General features: G+C 64.5%; 17 protein-coding genes. 10 read left to right on the top strand and 7 right to left on the bottom strand.

Features of this window, described 5'->3' with window-relative positions; all coding sequences use genetic code 11:
- Positions 1-141: 141 nt before the first annotated feature.
- Positions 142-1,101 carry a polyprenyl synthetase family protein gene (locus ACYQML_RS10380; protein WP_419951835.1) on the bottom strand — a complete coding sequence of 320 codons (960 nt, stop codon included), beginning with the start codon at positions 1,099-1,101 and terminating at the stop codon, positions 142-144.
- Between the two features lie 13 nt (positions 1,102-1,114).
- On the opposite strand from ACYQML_RS10380, the gene mtgA reads away from it, so the two are divergent.
- Both mtgA and ACYQML_RS10390 read left to right on the top strand, forming a co-directional pair.
- The gene (gene mtgA / locus ACYQML_RS10385; protein ID WP_461220771.1) at positions 1,115-1,912 is read left to right on the top strand and encodes a monofunctional biosynthetic peptidoglycan transglycosylase; all 798 of its coding nucleotides are present in this window, start codon (positions 1,115-1,117) and stop codon (positions 1,910-1,912) included.
- 129 nt (positions 1,913-2,041) lie between these two features.
- Positions 2,042-2,611: a hypothetical protein gene (locus ACYQML_RS10390; protein WP_461220769.1), complete on the top strand. Its 570-nt coding sequence runs from the start codon at positions 2,042-2,044 to the stop codon at positions 2,609-2,611.
- Positions 2,612-2,660: 49 nt separating this feature from the next.
- Here the strand turns inward: ACYQML_RS10390 and ACYQML_RS10395 are convergent, their stop codons facing one another.
- On the bottom strand, positions 2,661-3,902 hold the full coding sequence (locus tag ACYQML_RS10395; RefSeq protein ID WP_056431252.1) for an argininosuccinate synthase: 1,242 nt from the start codon (positions 3,900-3,902) through the stop codon (positions 2,661-2,663).
- A gap of 205 nt (positions 3,903-4,107) precedes the next feature.
- Between ACYQML_RS10395 and ACYQML_RS10400 the strand changes: the two genes are divergently transcribed.
- Positions 4,108-4,734 (top strand): 2-hydroxychromene-2-carboxylate isomerase, encoded by a 627-nt coding sequence (locus tag ACYQML_RS10400; RefSeq protein WP_056431249.1) that lies wholly within the window; start codon positions 4,108-4,110, stop codon positions 4,732-4,734.
- Positions 4,735-4,806: 72 nt separating this feature from the next.
- Here the strand turns inward: ACYQML_RS10400 and ACYQML_RS10405 are convergent, their stop codons facing one another.
- Positions 4,807-6,285: a methyl-accepting chemotaxis protein gene (locus tag ACYQML_RS10405; RefSeq protein ID WP_461235482.1), complete on the bottom strand. Its 1,479-nt coding sequence runs from the start codon at positions 6,283-6,285 to the stop codon at positions 4,807-4,809.
- Between the two features lie 504 nt (positions 6,286-6,789).
- On the opposite strand from ACYQML_RS10405, the gene ACYQML_RS10410 reads away from it, so the two are divergent.
- The 6 genes from ACYQML_RS10410 to atpC all read left to right on the top strand — a co-directional run bounded on the left by ACYQML_RS10410 (position 6,790) and on the right by atpC (position 12,999).
- The gene (locus ACYQML_RS10410) at positions 6,790-7,485 is read left to right on the top strand and encodes a DsbA family protein (protein WP_461235483.1); all 696 of its coding nucleotides are present in this window, start codon (positions 6,790-6,792) and stop codon (positions 7,483-7,485) included.
- A gap of 273 nt (positions 7,486-7,758) precedes the next feature.
- Positions 7,759-8,328 (top strand): F0F1 ATP synthase subunit delta, encoded by a 570-nt coding sequence (locus ACYQML_RS10415; protein WP_056431239.1) that lies wholly within the window; start codon positions 7,759-7,761, stop codon positions 8,326-8,328.
- Positions 8,329-8,400: 72 nt separating this feature from the next.
- On the top strand, positions 8,401-9,930 hold the full coding sequence (gene atpA / locus ACYQML_RS10420) for a F0F1 ATP synthase subunit alpha (protein WP_056452095.1): 1,530 nt from the start codon (positions 8,401-8,403) through the stop codon (positions 9,928-9,930).
- 161 nt (positions 9,931-10,091) lie between these two features.
- A complete protein-coding gene (locus tag ACYQML_RS10425) occupies positions 10,092-10,967 on the top strand; it encodes a F0F1 ATP synthase subunit gamma (protein ID WP_018044915.1) in 876 nt (291 codons plus the stop codon).
- 46 nt (positions 10,968-11,013) lie between these two features.
- On the top strand, positions 11,014-12,474 hold the full coding sequence (gene atpD / locus ACYQML_RS10430) for a F0F1 ATP synthase subunit beta (RefSeq protein WP_018044914.1): 1,461 nt from the start codon (positions 11,014-11,016) through the stop codon (positions 12,472-12,474).
- 123 nt (positions 12,475-12,597) lie between these two features.
- The gene (gene atpC / locus ACYQML_RS10435) at positions 12,598-12,999 is read left to right on the top strand and encodes an ATP synthase F1 subunit epsilon (RefSeq protein ID WP_461235484.1); all 402 of its coding nucleotides are present in this window, start codon (positions 12,598-12,600) and stop codon (positions 12,997-12,999) included.
- Positions 13,000-13,014: 15 nt separating this feature from the next.
- Here the strand turns inward: atpC and ACYQML_RS10440 are convergent, their stop codons facing one another.
- The 4 genes from ACYQML_RS10440 to ACYQML_RS10455 are packed head-to-tail and all read right to left on the bottom strand — an operon-like array spanning position 13,015 to position 15,796.
- The gene (locus ACYQML_RS10440; RefSeq protein ID WP_461235485.1) at positions 13,015-14,283 is read right to left on the bottom strand and encodes a CCA tRNA nucleotidyltransferase; all 1,269 of its coding nucleotides are present in this window, start codon (positions 14,281-14,283) and stop codon (positions 13,015-13,017) included.
- Positions 14,280-14,537, bottom strand: coding sequence for a DUF6111 family protein (locus ACYQML_RS10445; RefSeq protein ID WP_056431227.1), 258 nt, complete (start codon positions 14,535-14,537; stop codon positions 14,280-14,282). The genes ACYQML_RS10440 and ACYQML_RS10445 overlap by 4 nt, the downstream gene beginning before the upstream one ends.
- A gap of 33 nt (positions 14,538-14,570) precedes the next feature.
- On the bottom strand, positions 14,571-15,209 hold the full coding sequence (locus tag ACYQML_RS10450; RefSeq protein WP_461235486.1) for a CoA pyrophosphatase: 639 nt from the start codon (positions 15,207-15,209) through the stop codon (positions 14,571-14,573).
- Positions 15,206-15,796: a DUF1285 domain-containing protein gene (locus ACYQML_RS10455; RefSeq protein WP_461235487.1), complete on the bottom strand. Its 591-nt coding sequence runs from the start codon at positions 15,794-15,796 to the stop codon at positions 15,206-15,208. The genes ACYQML_RS10450 and ACYQML_RS10455 overlap by 4 nt, the downstream gene beginning before the upstream one ends.
- Before the next feature lie 339 nt (positions 15,797-16,135).
- Between ACYQML_RS10455 and ACYQML_RS10460 the strand changes: the two genes are divergently transcribed.
- Complete coding sequence (locus ACYQML_RS10460; protein WP_461235488.1) at positions 16,136-18,283, top strand: sodium-translocating pyrophosphatase; 2,148 nt, start codon at positions 16,136-16,138, stop codon at positions 18,281-18,283.
- The last annotated feature ends 195 nt before the right edge of the window (positions 18,284-18,478 follow it).

Raw genomic sequence — 18,478 nt, forward strand, 5'->3', positions numbered from 1 at the left:
GACGGAACACGATTCGGTAGGCTTAAGCCTACGGCGGCGTCAGGCCGAGAAAATCGATGAACCGCTTGAGATGCATGAAGGCCTGATATCACGGACCTGCCGCAATGCAACATCGCGGCAGAGTTCAGTGGGGCGATCGCATCACACTTTGCGGGCGACCGTGAAGCGTGCCGCTTCGCGCAGTGTCTGGGCTTTGTCGCCCCAGGAAGAAACGGCCTCTTCGCACATGCCGACGAGGCGGTCGCATTCTGCCCGGGCGCCGTCGATGCCGAGACGATCGACGAGTGTCGCCTTTCCGGCATCCTTATCCTTGCCGGTAGCTTTGCCCATCGCTTCGGGAGAGGCTTCGCGGTCGAGGATATCGTCGGCGATCTGGAAAGCTTGGCCCAAGGCGAGGCCGTAGCGCCATAGGGAGGCACGCTGATCCGGCGTCGCACCGCCCACAAGGGCACCCGCATCCACCGAGAAGGCCAGGATGGCGCCGGTCTTCATCGCCTGAAGCTGCAGCGTGTCCTCGACATCGAGGGAGACGGCGCCGAAGCGACCTTCCGCCCCGAGATCGAGGATCTGGCCGCCGACCATGCCGCCGAGACCGGACGCCTTTGCAAGGCCGAGAACGAGGTCGGCACGGATCGACGGATCCGGCTGCCAGGTCGCATCTGCCAGAATCTCGAAGGCCAGCGTCTGCAGCGCGTCGCCGACGAGGATGGCGGTCGCCTCGTCATAGGCCTTGTGGACCGTAGGCTTGCCCCGGCGCATGTCGTCGTCGTCCATGGCCGGCATGTCGTCGTGGACGAGGGAGTAGCAATGGACGAGCTCGATGGCCGAACCGGCGGCCAGCGCCCCGGCCTCGGAGCCGCCCAGCATCCGCGCCGTCTCCACCGCCAGGAACGGGCGCAGACGCTTGCCGCCGCCGAGCACGGCATGGCGCATGGCCTCCATCAGCCGCGTGGGACGCGTGATCTCGCCCGTCTGCGTCTCGGGACCGAGGCGTTCGGCCAGAAACGCCTCGACGGCGTCGGCCACGCTCGAAAGCTTGTGGGAAAACGCTTGAGATGCGTCCGCCTTGACCGAAGCGTGGGATGCTTTTGGTGAGGTCATCGTAAGAAGGGCCTTGGTCAAGAATGGGCGCGTCGTTGTGCGGGAGGTACGGATTCAGGAACGGCGCGACGGTGCGGCAGATGACAGCGATTCGCGATCACGCCATGTGCGCGATCTCGATTCCATCCGCCAAGGACGAAGGAAGCATTGGGTGAGGCGGCTGGTCGGCCTCTTCATGCTGCTCCCCGTCATGTTGCTGGCCCTGATTCTTGTTCTGGGGCTCGTCTATAGTGCGCTGACGCCGCCCTCAACCCTGATGCTGGCGCGATGGTTGACCGGCAAACCCGTGAGCCGCGAAGCGGTCACCCTGGACGCGATCTCCCCGCTCCTGGTCCAGGCCGTCATCGCTTCGGAGGATCAGCGCTTCTGCCTACATAACGGCGTCGATTGGGGCGCCCTGCGCGACGTGGTGGATGACGACGAGGGGCCTAGCCGCGGCGCCTCGACGATCTCCATGCAGACGGTGAAGAACGTGTTCCTCTGGCCCGGCCGTTCGGTCATCCGCAAAGGAATGGAGATTCCCCTCGCCGTTATCGCCGACACCCTATGGGGCAAGCGGCGCATGATGGAGATCTATCTGAATATCGCCGAATGGGGGGACGGTGTGTACGGAGCCGAGGCGGCGGCGCAGCGCTGGTTCGGAAAGAGCGCGCGGAACCTCAACCGCAGCGAGGCGAGCCTGCTCGCCGCCGTTCTGCCGAACCCGATCCAACGCAATGCGGCCCTGCCATCTCGCGGAGTGCGTGCGGTCGCCACCCGCATCCAGGGGCGGATGAATGGGGTCGGTGGATTGATGGGCTGCCTTCGCTGAATCCAGACACGTGGAGGCTTGCCGCAACACGTGTCATAGAGCCGTCCATTCTCCGGCAGGCGGCCGGGGCCGGCCCGTGATGGGGCGGATGCGAGACACGACGAATACAACACCGATAGCGGACGCGACATGGCCGACAGCACAACCTTCGACCTCACCCTCGAGCGGATCGCCCTGATCCGCCGGATGGTGGTGGCCTGGAACCCGGCCGGGCAAGGCGCGCCCATCGTGCATCCCGACGCACCCTATGGCAGCACCGACCGTGACGGCGACATCTTCAACGTCACCGGCGACGATGATGGGGCGGACGAGGAACACCGGGCGCTCGGCGACGCGCTCGCGGTCTTCATCCACAATGCCGTGTTGAAGCCGGGCCGCTACGCGTATCACAACACCCTGGCCAAGCTTTCGTCGGACGATGTCGGCGACGTGTTTCGCGACGAAGGGACGGGCGAGACGCCCGAGCACGTCACCTTCGATGTGACGGCCGAGCATCTGGCGCTGGTGAGGAAGCTGAACATCGTCTGGGACGACGGCCGCGACGTGCCAGCCTTCGACACGGCCGAGCCTTATGGAACGGGGACCGAAATACCGGCGGTGCATCACGAGATGCAGCCGGCCCTGCAGATCTTCCTGCGCTATGGCGATCTCGGCCCCGGCCCCTTCGGTAAGGCGGGCAACCGCTGGTCCGCCGTCTAAGCGCTGCGTAAACCCCTCCCCGCGACGGGGGAGGGGTGGATTGCGAGGCCTATGCCCCGAGCTTCTTCTTGCGCTGAGCCAAGGTGCGTAGCCGCAGGGCGTTGAGCTTGATGAAGCCCGCCGCGTCGCGGTGGTCGTAGGCCACGGCGCCCTCCTCGAAGGTGACGAGGTCCTGGTCGTAGAGCGAGTTCGGGCTGGTGCGGCCGATGACGTGGATGCCGCCCTTGTAGAGCTTCAGCCGAACCTCGCCGGTGACCATCTCCTGGCTCTTGTCGATGAGGGCCTGGAGCATCTCGCGCTCCGGCGAGAACCAGAAGCCATTATAGATCAGCTCCGCATATTGCGGCATGATCTGGTCCTTGAGGTGCGCCGCGCCGCGATCCAGCGTAATCGACTCGATGGCCCTGTGGGCCGGCAGCAGGATCGTGCCGCCCGGCGTCTCGTACATGCCCCGGCTCTTCATGCCGACGAAGCGGTTCTCCACGAGGTCGAGGCGGCCGATGCCGTTGTCATGACCGAGCTGGTTGAGCTTGGCTAATAGGGTGGCAGGGGTGAGGCGCTCGCCGTCGATGGAGACCGCGTCGCCCTTCTCGAAGCCGATCGTGACGATGGTCGGAGTGTCGGGGGCCTCTTCCGGCGAAAGCGTACGGGAATAGACGTAATCCGGCACCTCATCGGCCGGGTCCTCCAGAACCTTACCCTCGGAGGAGGCGTGAAGAAGGTTCGCGTCCACGGAGAACGGGCTCTCGCCGCGCTTGTCCTTGGAGATCGGAATCTGGTGCTGCTCGGCGAAAGCGATCAGCTGTTCGCGGCTCTTGAGATCCCATTCGCGCCAGGGGGCGATGACGGTCACATCGGGCTTCAAGGCATAATACCCGAGCTCGAACCGGACCTGATCGTTGCCCTTGCCGGTGGCGCCGTGACAGACCGCATCGGCGCCGAGACGTTCGGCGATCTCGATCTGCTTCTTGGCGATGAGCGGGCGGGCGATGGAGGTGCCGAGGAGATAGACGCCCTCGTAGACCGCGTTGGCGCGGAACATCGGGAAGACATAGTCGCGAACGAATTCCTCGCGCAGGTCCTCGATGAAGATGTTTTCCGGCTTGATGCCGAGCAGCTCAGCCTTCTTGCGCGCTGGCTCAAGCTCCTCGCCCTGTCCCAGATCGGCCGTGAAGGTGATGACCTCGCAGCCATAGGTGGTCTGCAGCCATTTCAGGATGATCGAGGTGTCGAGGCCACCGGAATAGGCGAGCACGACCTTGTTGACGGGCTTCGGATTCACGTCTGACATCGGGCTCGCTTCGGTTCTCGTGGAGTCGGGGCGACTTATCAGCCGACAGCCGCGTCGTGCAACCGGCATGCCGCAGGAGACGTTGCAGAGGTGTTCGCTCCCGCTTTCCACCACCGCGTCAGCGGAGCCCGTTACTGCCCTGGCCCCGACGCCCGAAACTGCGTAATTCAACCTCGCTTGTCACCCCACGCCGGAGATTCGACGAATGCCGCGACGGCCGACCCTCGAATTCTGGTACGAGTTCTCTTCCACGTATTCCTACCTGGCGGCCATGCGGATCGACGAGATGGCGGAAGCCGCCGGCGTCGAAGTGCGCTGGCGGCCCTTCCTCCTTGGCCCGATCTTCGCCAGCCAGGGCTGGAATTCCTCGCCCTTCAATCTCTTTCCGGCCAAGGGACGGCATATGTGGCGGGATGTGGAGCGCGAGGCGGCGAGGCAAGGCCTGCCTCCGTTGAAGCGGCCCGACCCGTTCCCGCAGAACAGCTTGAGCGCGACCCGTGCAGCCACCTACGGCATGGATCACGACTGGCTCGTTCCGTTCTCGAAAGCCGTCTACGAGACCCAGTTCTCTCTGGGGCGCTCCATCGCCGAACCGCCGGCCATCGTGGGGGTCCTCAACGGGCTCGGTCTCGATGGCACCGTGATCCTCAAGGCTGCGGCCTTGGAGGGCAACAAGGGGCGTCTGCGCGTCAACGGCGAAGAGGCACGCTCGCGCGGCATCTTCGGCGCCCCGACCTTCCTGACCGGCGATGGCGAGCTGTTCTGGGGTAACGATCGGCTGGAACAGGCGCTTGCCTGGGCGATAGGCGACCGGCCGGGAGCAATGCGTTAGGCGCTTCGCCCCCGGCCAAAGGAGGGCGCGGACGTCGTTGGAGCGAAGCGTCGAGGGACCGGCATTGGGAACTTAGGCAGCTTCCTGAGAGGCGACCCTGACCTTCTGAGTGGCCGAATCGACCTCTTCGGTGGAGCGGGCAATCTCACTGAGGCTGCTAGTGATCTGGCCTACGCCGTTGGAGGCGGTCTGCATGCTCGCCGACATCTCGCGGGTCACCGCGCTCTGCTCTTCGACCGCCGCCGAGATCGCGCTCGCGACTTCGTTCAGGGTCATGATCGTGTCCTGGATCGAGGTGATGGCCCCCACCGCATCCTGAGTCGCTTGCTGGGTCGACATGATCTGAGCGCTGATCTGCTCGGTCGCCTTGGAGGTCTGGGCGGCCAAAGCCTTCACCTCGGTCGCGACCACGGCGAAGCCCCGACCCGCTTCTCCCGCCCGTGCCGCCTCGATCGTCGCATTGAGGGCGAGCAAATTGGTTTGCGCGGCGATGCCCTGGATCAAGGCGACGACTTCGCCGATCCGGGTCGCCGCGCCCGAGAGACCGGCGATGATGGTGCTGGTTTTCTCGGCCTGCTTGACCGCCTGACTGGAGATCTCGGAGGCGTGGGTCACCTGCATGCTGATCTCGGACACCGAGGCCGCGAGCTCTTCGGCGCCGGACGCCACGGTCTGGATGTCGCAAGAGACCTGAGTCGAGGCCTGAGCGGCTTGACCGGCCTGTAGCGACGCGCCCGAAGCGGCACCGGCGATGGCGTTGAGGTCGGTGGCAATGGAGATCTGCAGAGCGGCGCGGCGCTGGCGCTCCAGCACCTGCCGCGTGACGTCGATGCAGAATTTGACGACCTTCAGCGGGCGTCCGTCCCGGTCGAAGATTGGGTTGTAGGTCCCCTGGATGAAGACCTCGCGGCCACCCTTTGCGATCCGCCGATACTCGTCGGCCTGATACTCACCTCGGCCGAGTTCATCCCAGAAGCGCCTGTACGCCGCGCTTGCCCGCAGATCGGGACCGACGAACATGCTGTGGGGCTGGCCCTGAATCTCGGACAGGTCGTAGCCCATCACGTCGAGGAAGTTCCGGTTGGCCGTGAGGATGGTGCCGTCGAGGGCGAACTCGATGACCGCCTGCGAGCGGTCGAGGGCTTTGATCTGGCCCTCATGGTTGATCGAGCGCATCACGCGCTCGGTGATGTCGGATGAGAACTTGACGATCTTCTCGGTCTTTCCGTTGCGACCGAGGATGGGATTGTAGGTGGCCTGCAACCAGATCTCGCGCCCGCCCTTGCCGATGCGCTTGAACTCGCCGGACTGGAAGGTGCCGGCGGCCAACGCGCTCCAGAAGGCCTTGTAATCCTGGCTATCCCGGAACGCCGGCTCGACGAAAAGGCTGTGATGCTCGCCCTGGATCTCGGACAATCCGTAGCCGATCGCGGCGAGAAAATTCCGGTTTGCAGTCAGTACGGTGCCATCGGTATCGAACTCGATGACCGCTTGCGAACGATCCAATGCGGCGATCCGTGAGCGGAAATCGGTATTCGAAAAAAAGTTCATCACCCTATTTGACGCGTAAGGGTTGTGGCGGGCCGCCGCGCTCAGCCCTGTGTCATTCGATATGGGAGATTCCCTATCAATTGAGTTAACAATCCCTGCGACGAATTGTGAAAACTAGAAAATTTCCGTCACGGCTGCGCTATAAAGATTACGAATAACTGTTGTTGCTTAATTCTGGCGCACAAAACTCCAATATGCTTTTAGTTTATCGCAGTGCGGCTCAATCTATCCCCCGAGTATTTCATTTTAATCTGCCAGAAAGTTCATCGGATATGCGCGCTGCGTCAGAATACACGAATGTTGCTTGGAATGTGAGGGGGGATCATTCGAGGCACTCTTTGTGAGGAGTTAGAAAAATATTTCATCGACGGGATGCGTGCGACCTCCGGAGCGAGCACTCCTCTCGGGGGAGCAACGGTCTGGATACCATCTCGAACCGGGATTAAGAGGCGCGACACGCGACGCCGAATGATCGGTGATCCCGCACCTTCGAGGCCCGTTCGCATGTCCATCGACCGTCGAAAGTTCCTGGCCGGTTCCGCGAGCCTGGCTTTCCTTGTCGCGTCACTCCGCGGCGGCCATGCCCAGGGCTACGGCCAGACCTTCAAGGTCGATAACGACGATGGCCGGCCAATCGCGAACACCCGGCTCCCGGGTGAAATCGTCGGGGAAATCCCTGCTCTGAAGGGCGTGACCTATGTGGGGGCCCGCGAGGCGGAGATCACGCTCTACGAGTTCTTCGACTACAATTGTCCGTATTGCCGGAAGGCGGCGATCGACATGACGTCTCTCGCCGCGAGCGATACCGCTTTGCGAATCGGGCTTATCAACAATCCGATTCTCTCGCCTCAATCGGCTCAGGCGGCGAAGGTCGCATTGGCGATCCAGCGCAAGATGGGGTCGGCCGCCGCCTGGACGCTCTATCAGAAGCTGCTCGCCAGACCCGGCCGGATCGACGGCACCGGCTCGCTTCAGGTCGCCGCCACCTTGGGCGTGCCCGCCTCGGAGCTCGAGACGATCGCCGATAGCGACGAGGTGCGTCTCGCGTTGAAGGCGCAGATGCGCATGGCGGCCGATCTCGGTCTCGTGGCGACTCCCTCCTACGTGCTCGGCAATACCGGCCTTCTCGGACATCCGGGTGCGAAGTCCCTCGCTCGGATGATCGGGGCCATGCGTCGCTGCGATCAGATCGCTTGCTGACGGCCTGAACTTTCGCCGGCGGCCTGACGCCTCACCTTCGCCATCGTTCTCGCGGATTGGATATGAGTGCACGACCGCGCGCCGCACAAGCTTATGCAGGCCCGTCTTCGTCTTGCGCCTCCCCAACACGCATGCTAGGCCCTCGCCGCGCCGGGAGGACGGGTTTCAGACCTGTATTTCGAGGCGGTTCCCATTCCTGACGGTTTCAGAGCCGACGCCGAGAACGGTGTCACGGGCCGGAACCTCGGGCCGGATTAAAAGAGAGAGTGGCGCGTGGCGCAGACTAGTTCCGAGGCGGGTTCCCCGGTTGCAGGCGTAGCAGGTCGCTATGCCTCCGCACTGTTCGAGCTGGCCCGCGACGAGCGCCAGATCGATGCGGTCGCGGCGACCCTGCAGAGCTTTGATTCCCTTCTCAAGGAGAGCCCCGATCTGGCTCGCCTCGTTCGCAGCCCGGTTTTCACCGGTGAGCAGCAGGAAGCCGCCATCGGCGCCATCCTCGACAAGGCCGGTCTCACCGGCCTCGGCGCGAACTTCATCCGGCTCGCGGCCTCCAACCGCCGTCTTTTCGCGCTGCCCGACATGATCCGCGCCTTCCGCCGTTTGGTGGCGGAATCGAAGGGGATCGTACGTGCCGAGGTGACCGTGGCCGAACGCCCGTCGGACGCCGTTCTCGAAGAGATCAAGGCGTCCCTGCGCGATGTGGCTCGCTCGGAGATCGACCTCGATCTGCGCGTCGACCCGGCCCTGATCGGCGGTCTCATCGTCAAGATCGGCAGCCGGATGGTGGATGCATCCCTGCGTACCAAGCTCAACGGTATTCGACTCGCGATGCGGGAAGCCTGAGGTCGGCGCTTCGGCGCAGGCCCGCTCCCGTTTCTCCACAGCAACTTCGTTTCGATTTAAAGAGGCCAGACGATGGACATCCGCGCTGCCGAGATCTCCGCGATCCTGAAAGAGCAGATCAAGAATTTCGGCCAGGAAGCCGAGGTAACCGAGGTGGGCCAAGTGCTCTCCGTCGGTGACGGTATCGCCCGCGCCTACGGGCTCGACAGCGTCCAGGCCGGTGAGATGGTCGAGTTCGAGTCGGGCGTGCGCGGCATGGCCCTCAACCTCGAGCAGGACAACGTCGGCATCGTGATCTTCGGGTCGGATCGCGACATCAAGGAAGGCCAGACCGTCAAGCGCACCGGCGCTATCGTGGACGTTCCGGTCGGTAAGGCGCTGCTCGGCCGCGTCGTCGACGCCCTCGGCAACCCGATCGACGGCAAGGGCCCCATCGCCACCACCGAGCGTCGCCGCGTCGACGTGAAGGCTCCCGGCATCATTCCGCGCAAGTCGGTTCACGAGCCGATGGCCACTGGCCTCAAGGCCATCGACGCCCTGATCCCCGTCGGCCGCGGCCAGCGCGAGCTGATCATCGGCGATCGCCAGACCGGCAAGACCGCCATCGCCCTCGATACGATCCTGAACCAGAAGCCGGCTCATGCCGGCACCGACGAGAACGCCAAGCTCTATTGCGTCTATGTCGCAATCGGTCAGAAGCGCTCCACCGTCGCACAGTTCGTGAAGTCGCTCGAAGACAACGGCGCGCTCGAATACTCCATCGTCATCGCCGCGACCGCTTCGGACGCTGCGCCGATGCAGTTCATCGCCCCCTTCGCCGGCTGCGCCATGGGCGAGTATTTCCGCGACAACGCCATGCACGCCGTGATCGTGTATGACGATCTCTCCAAGCAGGCCGTCGCCTACCGCCAGATGTCGCTGCTGCTGCGCCGCCCGCCGGGCCGCGAAGCTTATCCCGGCGACGTGTTCTACCTGCACTCGCGCCTGCTCGAGCGCGCCGCCAAGATGGGCGATGCCGCCGGTAATGGATCACTGACCGCGCTTCCTGTCATCGAGACCCAGGCCAACGACGTTTCGGCCTACATCCCGACCAACGTGATCTCGATCACCGACGGACAGATCTTCCTCGAGACCGACCTGTTCTACCAGGGCATCCGCCCGGCGGTGAACGTCGGCCTCTCGGTGTCCCGCGTGGGCTCGTCGGCCCAGACGAAGGCGATGAAGAAGGTCGCCGGTAAGATCAAGGGTGAGCTCGCCCAGTACCGCGAGATGGCCGCCTTCGCACAGTTCGGCTCTGATCTCGATGCGTCGACCCAGAAGCTCCTGAACCGTGGCTCGCGCCTCACCGAGCTCCTGAAGCAGCCGCAATTCTCGCCGCTGAAGATGGAAGAGCAGGTCGCGGTGATCTATGCCGGCGTGAACGGCTATCTCGATGCTCTGCCCGTGTCGAAGGTCCGTCCCTTCGAGGACGCGCTGCTCTCGACCCTGCGCACCAAGCACGCCGATCTGCTCACCAAGATCCGTGACTCGAAGGATCTGTCCGACGACAGCGCGAAGACGCTGAAGGGCGTCGTCGAGAGCGTCGCCAAGTCGCTGGCCTAAAGCCAGTCGATGATCCCCTCCCTTAGCGGGGAGGGGACTGGGGTGGAGGTGTGCCGGACCGGCCGAGACCTCTTCGACACCACCCCCACCTCCGGCTCTTCCCCACTCAAGGGGAAGAGAGATGGCGTCGAACCGCACCGAACGGATCTGGAAGTCACCCCATGGCGAGTTTGAAGGATCTGCGTAACCGCATCGCTTCGGTGAAGGGCACGCAGAAGATCACCAAAGCGATGCAGATGGTCGCCGCCGCCAAGTTGCGGCGCGCCCAGAATGCCGCTGAGAATGCCCGTCCCTATGCCGAGAAGATGTCCCAGGTGCTCGGCAACCTCGCCGCGAACCTCGTCGGCGGTGTCCAGGGACCGAAGCTCCTGTCCGGCACGGGCGCCGACAAGGTTCACCTGCTGGTCGTCTGCACGGCTGACCGCGGCCTCTGCGGCGGCTTCAACTCGTCGATCGTGCGTCTGGCCCGCGAGCACATCCGCACGCTGACGGCCGAAGGCAAGACGGTGAAGATCGTCACGGTCGGCAAGAAGGGCTACGACCTCCTGCGTCGCCAGTATCGCGACCAGATCATCGAGAGCCGTGACCTGCGCGGCAACAAGCCGGTGGATTACGAGTTCGCTGCCGAAATCGCGCAGAGCATCATCTCGCGTTTCGACGACGGCGAGTTCGACGTGGCGACGCTGTTCTATTCGCGCTTCCGCTCCGTCATCGCCCAGGTGCCGACCGCCCAGAAGCTCATCCCAGCCGAGCTGCCCGCAGCCGGCGGTACCGCTCCGGATGCAGCTCTGGAGTTCGAGCCGAGCGAGGAAGCGATCCTCGACACGCTCCTGCCGCGCAACCTCACCGTCCAGGTGTTCCGCGCGCTCCTCGAGAACGCGGCCTCCGAGCAGGGCGCACGTACCGGTGCCATGGATTCCGCCACGCGCAACGCGGGCGAGATGATCAAGAAGCAGACGCAGATCTACAACCGCACGCGTCAGGCCATGATCACCAAGGAACTCATCGAAATCATCTCGGGTGCCGAAGCGCTCTAAGCGCTCCCCGTCGCCCTGACCGCAACATATTCGAAGGACCCGTAACATGGCGAACACCGCTCTCCCCGGCGCCGGCTCCAATAAGGTCGGCAAGATCACCCAGGTCATCGGCCCCGTGGTCGACGTTCACTTCGACGGCCACCTGCCGGAGATCCTCAACGCCCTCGAGACCAAGAACAACGGCAACCGCCTCGTCCTCGAAGTGGCCATGCAGCTCGGTGAGAGCACCGTGCGCTGCGTCGCCATGGACACGTCGGAAGGCCTCGTTCGTGGCCAGGAAGTCACCGACACCGGCGAGGCCATCAAGGTGCCGGTCGGCTTCAACACCCTCGGCCGCATCATGAACGTCATCGGCGAGCCGATCGACGAAGCCGGCCCGATCCAGTCGGACACCCTGCGCGCCATCCACCAGCCCGCGCCGTCCTACGCCGAGCAGTCCACCGAGTCGCAGATCCTGGTCACCGGCATCAAGGTGGTCGATCTCCTCGCCCCCTACGCCAAGGGCGGCAAGATCGGCCTGTTCGGCGGCGCCGGCGTCGGCAAGACCGTGCTGATCATGGAGCTCATCAACAACATCGCCAAGGTGCACTCGGGCTACTCGGTGTTCGCCGGCGTCGGTGAGCGCACCCGCGAGGGCAACGATCTCTACCACGAGATGATCGAGTCCAAGGTCAACATGGACCCGAAGGAGAACAACGGCTCGGCCGAAGGCTCCAAGTGCGCGCTCGTCTACGGCCAGATGAACGAGTCCCCCGGTGCCCGCTCGCGTGTCGCGCTCACCGGCCTCACCATCGCCGAGGATTTCCGCGATCAGGGCCAGGACGTGCTGTTCTTCGTGGACAACATCTTCCGCTTCACCCAGGCCGGTTCGGAAGTGTCGGCTCTTCTCGGCCGCATCCCCTCCGCCGTGGGCTACCAGCCGACGCTGGCCACGGACATGGGCGCCCTGCAGGAGCGCATCACCACCACTACCAAGGGCTCGATCACCTCGGTGCAGGCTATCTACGTGCCGGCCGACGATCTGACCGACCCGGCGCCCGCCGCCTCGTTCGCCCACTTGGACGCCACCACCGTGCTCTCGCGCTCCATCGCCGAGAAGGGCATCTACCCGGCCGTGGATCCGCTGGACTCTACGTCGCGGATGCTCAACCCCGCCGTCCTCGGCGAGGAGCATTATGACGTCGCCCGCCGCGTCCAGCAGACGCTGCAGCGCTACAAGGCCCTGCAGGACATCATCGCGATCCTGGGCATGGATGAGCTCTCGGAAGAGGACAAGCTCACCGTTGCCCGCGCCCGCAAGATCGAGCGCTTCTTCTCGCAGCCCTTCTCGGTGGCCGAGATCTTCACCGGCTCGCCCGGCATCCAGGTCCCGCTGGCCGATACGATCAAGGGCTTCAAGGGCCTCGTGAACGGCGATTACGACGACCTGCCGGAGGCGGCGTTCTACATGGTCGGCACGATCGAGGACGCCAAGGAGAAGGCGAAGAAGATCGCGGCTGCGGCCTGATCCATCGAACGCCAAGGCCTTCCGCCGAAATGGCGGACGGCCTGACCCGACAATCACGGCGCGGCCTTCTCGGGACCGCGCCGCTTCTCCAACACGACAACCCGAAGCGGGACCTCCCTCGCCATGGCCACCTTCCAGTTCGATTTCGTCGGTCCCGAGCGGACGGTCTATTCCGGCCAGATCGAGGCCGTGCAGCTTCCCGGCATCGAAGGGGAGATGACCGTTCTTCCGGGCCATGCCCCCGTCCTGACGGCGCTCAAGGTGGGCGTGATCGTGATCAACGAGGCCGGCCATGCCGGTAAGCGCGTTCTCGTGCGCGGTGGCTTCGCCGATATCGGACCGACCATGGTCACCGTGATCGCAGAGCGTGCCAACCCGTTCGAGGAGATCACGCCCGATTCGCTCGACAAGGACATCGCCGCCCTCGAGTTGCAGCGCGATGCCACCGAGGATTTCGCCAAGAAGGACGACATCACCGGCCAGATCGTCCAGCTTCAGGACGCCAAGGTCGCCCTCAACTTCTAACGTCCTTCGCTACGCTCAGTGACCCGAGCGGGCGTGAGTCACCGCATGGTCGAGGAGGAGGGCGCGCTCCTCCTCCCCGGTAAGACATCCCCGCTCGAGCCAGAGAGAGCGGCTCGCGGAGAGACCCCGACCCACCGAACGGCCCGGCGGGATGCCTGCCGTGATGAGGTCGCCCCCGCTGAGGGGAAAGGTCGGCGCGGTAGACGTGCCATTGAGCAGGCCCCTCAGTTCGCGGCGAGCCTCCGTGTCGATCCGGTTCACGTTCGTCTCATCCATGACGGCGATGACCAGCGCCAAGCCGAGTAGATCCTCTTTCGCCGCGAGCCGACGCATCTCGATGGCTCCCACGTGCTGCAGGCGCGCGATGGCCCGTCGTGCAGCCACGTAGGCGCACAAACGGGCATGCTCCTCGTTCGATAATCGCAGCTTCTGTCGCAGACGGTCCGCATCGTCGTCGTCGACGACGGCCAAGGCCGCGAGCGAGTTCACTGCCATCATCGGGCCGCCATGATCCGACGTCGATGCGATGGCGCGTTCCAGGCGATCGACGTGACCCTCGGCGCCGATGATGCGCGCGAGCAGCCCGGCCTTCTTCATTTCCGCGACTGCCTCGACGGCGCCTGGCGCTTCCAAGAGTTTCAGAAATTCCGCACGGACCCGTTCTCGCGAGAGGGTATCGAGCGCTTCCCCCGCATCGCGCGCGGCCTGTAGGCCGTCCACGTCCGGCACTCCGATCCCGTAACGGGCGTGGAAGCGGAAGAAGCGCAGGATGCGCAAGGCGTCCTCGCGGATGCGGCTCGCCGCTTCACCGATGAAGCGGACACGGCCCGCCCGGAGATCCTCTTCACTTCCGGTCGTGTCGTGGAGTTCGCCATCCGCGCTCAGGGACAGAGCGTTGATGGTGAAGTCGCGACGCTCCGCGTCACGGGAGAAGTCCCGTCCGAACCTGACCACCGCGTGCCGGCCGTCGGTCTCGACATCCTCCCGCAGGGTGGTCACCTCGAAGGCCCGTCCGGCATGGAGGAGGGTGATCGTTCCATGCTCGATGCCCGTTGGGATCGCCCGTAGGGAACCAGCCGCCGCGCGCCGCATCGTCTCCTCCGGCAGGAGGGTGGTGGCGAGGTCGATGTCCGATCCCACCTGGCCGAGCAGGGCGTCGCGCACTGAGCCCCCGACGATCCGTGTTTCCTCTCCATCCGCCTTCAGCACGGAAAGCACGTGCGAGACGGCTGGATCCACGAGAAGGGCATTGAGCCCCTCCCGCCGGAGATCGCGACCAGTCATTGGAAATGGCCCGGAACGACCTGTCCGTTTTCGATCCTGGGTGGGACGTAGCCGCCGCGATGCTTCTCGCCCGCCAGACCGGCGATGATGAAGGACAGGATCACCAGAGCGAGCCCTCCCATGGTCAGTCGAAACACGAACCCTTCCCAATGAGCGCCGTGGCTCGGGTTGCGGCCTCTGATCGTGAGATAGAGGCCGAACAAAATGAAGGGCAACAGGAAGATCAGGACTTCTTCGACGAGGCGGCGGATCATGGAGCTTTCGCTGGGCGAGGGAAGGCCGTCATGTCACGGAAACAGGCGTTCGTGGAGATTGTTCACGATCCCCGCCGTCACACCCCAGATCATGCGGTCACCGAAGGGGATGGCGTAGTAGCGTCTCGGGCGATCCTGCCATAGCCCGACGCCGAGGCGCCGACGGACCGGGTCCATCAGGCGTCCCAGCGGGACTTCGAATACCTCCGCCACCTCCGCCGGATCTGGGGCGAGCCGGACTTCTTCGGTACAGAGCCCCACCACCGGGACCACGAGGAATCCCGTCGCCGACAGATAGAGGTCGAGATAGCCGAGGATGCGGATGTCGTCACGCCGAAGGCCGATCTCCTCTCGGGCTTCTCGCAGGGCGGCATCCGCCGGGTCCCGGTCCGAGGGTTCGATCTTGCCACCGGGAAAGGCGATCTGACCGGAATGGTCGCGCAGGTGCGACGCCCGCACGGTGAAGAGCACCGCCAGTTCCTCGTTCCTGACGACGATAGGCACCAGGACCGCTGCTGACCGGTGCGGTTTTACCGGAGGGGTCGCGATGCCGGCTGGGTCGAGGTCGTGGTCGCCGCGTGGGTTCGAAACGGGGTCGTCGGCTTTGGGGGGAGTAGGGGAGAGGCCCCGCCCGGCCCTTTCGAGCAGGTCCGACAGCGCGTCGAAGCTCATGCGCCTTCGCTGCGAGCGATAGGATGAAACCCGCCGCCGCCGGCGATGCCGAACCACGACACCCCATCGACCAGGCGTTCCTCACCCAGCGCCAGCAGGTCGTAGGTCGTTGCGCGGGTAAGCAGTGCCCAGAGGCCACGGCGGATATGGATATAGGGGCGCAGACCGCCATCCCCACCCTCCTCGAACCGCAGAGCGTGGTCGGCATCGACGGTGACGAGATCGTCGACATTCGTGCGGAACGCGATGCGCCGGGTCTTGCCCTCACCTTCCACCGCCATCTCCACTGCGGCGAAGGGCGCATCGTCCACCACGATTCCCACGCTCTCCACCGGCGTCACCAGAACGATGCGGCCATCGGGCTCTCGCCGGAGGATAGAGGAGAACAGCTTGACGAGGGCCGGGCGGCGGATCGGTGAGCCGTTATGGAACCACGTTCCATCCGCGGCGATCCGCATGTCGATTTCACCGCAATAGGGTGGGTTCCATCGCTCGACGGGCGGCAAACCCCGTTGGGGTACCCCGTCAAGGGCGAGGCTGAGCCGGGTCAGGGCCGGGTCCGGTGGCGGTTGTTCCGACTGGGTCATGGCTTCAGGAAATAACGTGTTCCCACCTTTTTGAAACCGTCCCAATCCAGGGGAATCGATGCCCTAGCGTGAATCAATGCGCAAAGTTTCGCTGCGCCGCGTTACGAGTTCGGTAAGAGACGAAGAGGTTCGAATGCGAGTGATTTCAATCAAGCGCTTAGTGGATTGTGCAACGCAAAAATAATCGCAAGTGAAAGAGCTAAGCAGGATTTGCTCTTGCCGCGGAAGTTTGGCAATCAGAGCAGGCATCCCAGGGAGGGAATGCCTAAAACGCATCAAGCGTCTCGTCCCATAACCAGCCGAGCTACGTCATCACGATAACAACGCAAGGACGGTAGAATGACCGCATTGTTGCTTATCATCTTGGGCGGACTATGCGCCGTCGCCTACGGAATCATCACGATCACCGACGTGATGAAACGCGACGCCGGCACCCAGCGGATGCAAGAGATCGCCGGGGCGATTGCGGAAGGGGCACAGGCCTACCTGCGCCGGCAATACGCTACCATCGGCATCGTCGGCGTGGTTCTGTTCGTGGCGCTCGCCTATTTTCTCGGACTGAAGGTCGCCATCGGCTTCCTCATCGGCGCGGTCCTCTCGGGGGCGGCCGGCTTCATCGGCATGAACGTGTCGGTGCGCGCCAATGTCCGGACGGCGCAGGCGGCCTCGACCTCCCTGGGGGCTGGGCTCGACGTCGCATTCAAGTCCGGCGCCGTTACCGGCATGTTCGTGGCGGGTCTCGCGCTCCTTGGGGTCGCGCTCTACTACACCTTCCTCACCCGCGTTTCGGGCCTCGCGCCCGCCAGCCGTGAAGTCATCGATTCCCTCGTGGCACTCGGCTTCGGCGCCTCGCTGATCTCGATCTTCGCCCGTCTGGGAGGCGGTATCTTCACCAAGGGCGCCGATGTCGGCGGCGACCTCGTCGGCAAGGTCGAAGCCGGGATTCCGGAAGACGATCCGCGCAACCCGGCTACCATTGCCGACAATGTGGGTGACAATGTCGGCGATTGCGCCGGCATGGCGGCCGACCTGTTCGAGACCTATGCGGTGACCGTCGTCGCCACCATGGTGCTCGCCGCGATCTTCTTCGCCGGCCAGACCGATATCGCCGGACGCAACGTGCTGGAGGCGATGCTGCTCTATCCGTTGGCCATTGGTTCGGCCTGCATCCTCACCTCGATCGCCGGTACTTACGCAGTTCGGCTCGGCGCCAACCAGTCGATCATGGGCGCGCTCTACAAGGGCCTCATCACCGCGGGCGCACTCTCCATCGTCGCCATCGCGCTGGTCAATTTTGCGCTGTTCGGCGGATTCGCCACCGAGTTCAAGACGAATGCCGGCGTCACCTTCACCTCAGGCGGATTGTTCGGCTGCGCGGTGATCGGCCTCGTCATCACGGCGCTCATCGTCGTCATCACCGAATACTACACCGGCACGAACTTCCGCCCGGTGAAGTCGATCGCCGACGCCTCCGTCACGGGTCACGGCACCAACGTGATCCAGGGGCTCGCGATCTCGCTCGAATCGACGGCGCTGCCGGCGCTCGTCATCGTGGCGGGCATCATTGCCACCTATTCGCTGGCAGGCCTCTTCGGCATCGCCATCGCGGTCACGGCCATGCTCGCGCTGGCCGGGTTCATCGTCGCCCTCGACGCGTTCGGTCCCGTCACCGACAATGCCGGCGGTATCGCCGAGATGGCCGGTCTGCCGCCGGAGGTCCGCAAGTCCACCGACGCACTCGATGCCGTCGGCAACACCACGAAGGCTGTCACCAAGGGCTATGCCATCGGCTCGGCCGGTCTCGGCGCTCTCGTCTTGTTCGCCGCCTATACCAGCGACCTCAACTACTTCATCGCCAATGCGAGCCCGACCCAGTACCGCTTCTTCCAGGGCGTGAGCGTCGATTTCTCCCTGTCGAACCCCTACGTCGTCGTCGGCCTCCTGCTCGGCGGGCTCATCCCGTTCCTGTTCGGCGGCATGGCGATGACGGCGGTCGGCCGTGCGGCCGGTGCCGTGGTCGAGGAGGTGCGGCGCCAGTTCCGCGAGAAGCCCGGCATCATGGCGGGCACCGACCGCCCGGATTACGGGCGGGCCGTCGACATGCTCACCCGCGCGGCGATCAAGGAGATGATCCTCCCGTCGCTCCTGCCGGTTCTTTCGCCCATCGTCATCTTCTTCGTGATCCAGGCGATTGCCGGTAAGGACCAAGCCTTCGCCACGGTGGGCGCATCCCTGCTGGGTGTGATCCTGACCGGGCTCTACGTGGCGATCTCGATGACATCCGGCGGCGGTGCCTGGGACAACGCCAAGAAGTACATCGAAGACGGTCATCACGGTGGCAAAGGCTCCGATGCGCACAAGGCGGCGGTGACCGGCGACACCGTGGGCGACCCCTACAAGGACACGGCCGGCCCTGCCGTGAATCCCGCGATCAAGATCACGAACATCATTGCCCTGCTCCTACTCGCAGTGCTGGCCCACCTCTGAATCTTTGCCGGAAGGGCGTTCGCGGAGCCAAAGCTCAGTCAGATGCCGGAAAGGTGATTGCCGGGGTGATGATCCCGGGCGTGGTGGCGTGCGGCGGCGCACAGGCGGTGTCCGATGCTCCAGCCGTCCCCCTGACGGTCTCCCGTCAGCGCCATACCTACGGGCAACGAAGGCGTGGCCGAACGGTCGCGTCTC

The sequence above is a fragment of the Methylobacterium sp. CM6244 genome, from assembly GCF_054817885.1.

What these genes read in the sequence shown, in the direction of transcription:
- ACYQML_RS10380 (WP_419951835.1), bottom strand. Translation starts at nt 1,101, where the DNA reads ATGACCTCACCAAAAGCATCCCACGCTTCGGTCAAGGCGGACGCATCT.
- atpD (WP_018044914.1), top strand. Translation starts at nt 11,014, where the DNA reads ATGGCGAACACCGCTCTCCCCGGCGCCGGCTCCAATAAGGTCGGCAAG.
- ACYQML_RS10450 (WP_461235486.1), bottom strand. Translation starts at nt 15,209, where the DNA reads ATGAGCTTCGACGCGCTGTCGGACCTGCTCGAAAGGGCCGGGCGGGGC.
- ACYQML_RS10390 (WP_461220769.1), top strand. Translation starts at nt 2,042, where the DNA reads ATGGCCGACAGCACAACCTTCGACCTCACCCTCGAGCGGATCGCCCTG.
- ACYQML_RS10425 (WP_018044915.1), top strand. Translation starts at nt 10,092, where the DNA reads ATGGCGAGTTTGAAGGATCTGCGTAACCGCATCGCTTCGGTGAAGGGC.
- ACYQML_RS10440 (WP_461235485.1), bottom strand. Translation starts at nt 14,283, where the DNA reads ATGACTGGTCGCGATCTCCGGCGGGAGGGGCTCAATGCCCTTCTCGTG.
- atpA (WP_056452095.1), top strand. Translation starts at nt 8,401, where the DNA reads ATGGACATCCGCGCTGCCGAGATCTCCGCGATCCTGAAAGAGCAGATC.
- ACYQML_RS10405 (WP_461235482.1), bottom strand. Translation starts at nt 6,285, where the DNA reads ATGAACTTTTTTTCGAATACCGATTTCCGCTCACGGATCGCCGCATTG.
- ACYQML_RS10445 (WP_056431227.1), bottom strand. Translation starts at nt 14,537, where the DNA reads ATGATCCGCCGCCTCGTCGAAGAAGTCCTGATCTTCCTGTTGCCCTTC.
- ACYQML_RS10395 (WP_056431252.1), bottom strand. Translation starts at nt 3,902, where the DNA reads ATGTCAGACGTGAATCCGAAGCCCGTCAACAAGGTCGTGCTCGCCTAT.
- ACYQML_RS10460 (WP_461235488.1), top strand. Translation starts at nt 16,136, where the DNA reads ATGACCGCATTGTTGCTTATCATCTTGGGCGGACTATGCGCCGTCGCC.
- ACYQML_RS10455 (WP_461235487.1), bottom strand. Translation starts at nt 15,796, where the DNA reads ATGACCCAGTCGGAACAACCGCCACCGGACCCGGCCCTGACCCGGCTC.
- atpC (WP_461235484.1), top strand. Translation starts at nt 12,598, where the DNA reads ATGGCCACCTTCCAGTTCGATTTCGTCGGTCCCGAGCGGACGGTCTAT.
- ACYQML_RS10400 (WP_056431249.1), top strand. Translation starts at nt 4,108, where the DNA reads ATGCCGCGACGGCCGACCCTCGAATTCTGGTACGAGTTCTCTTCCACG.
- ACYQML_RS10410 (WP_461235483.1), top strand. Translation starts at nt 6,790, where the DNA reads ATGTCCATCGACCGTCGAAAGTTCCTGGCCGGTTCCGCGAGCCTGGCT.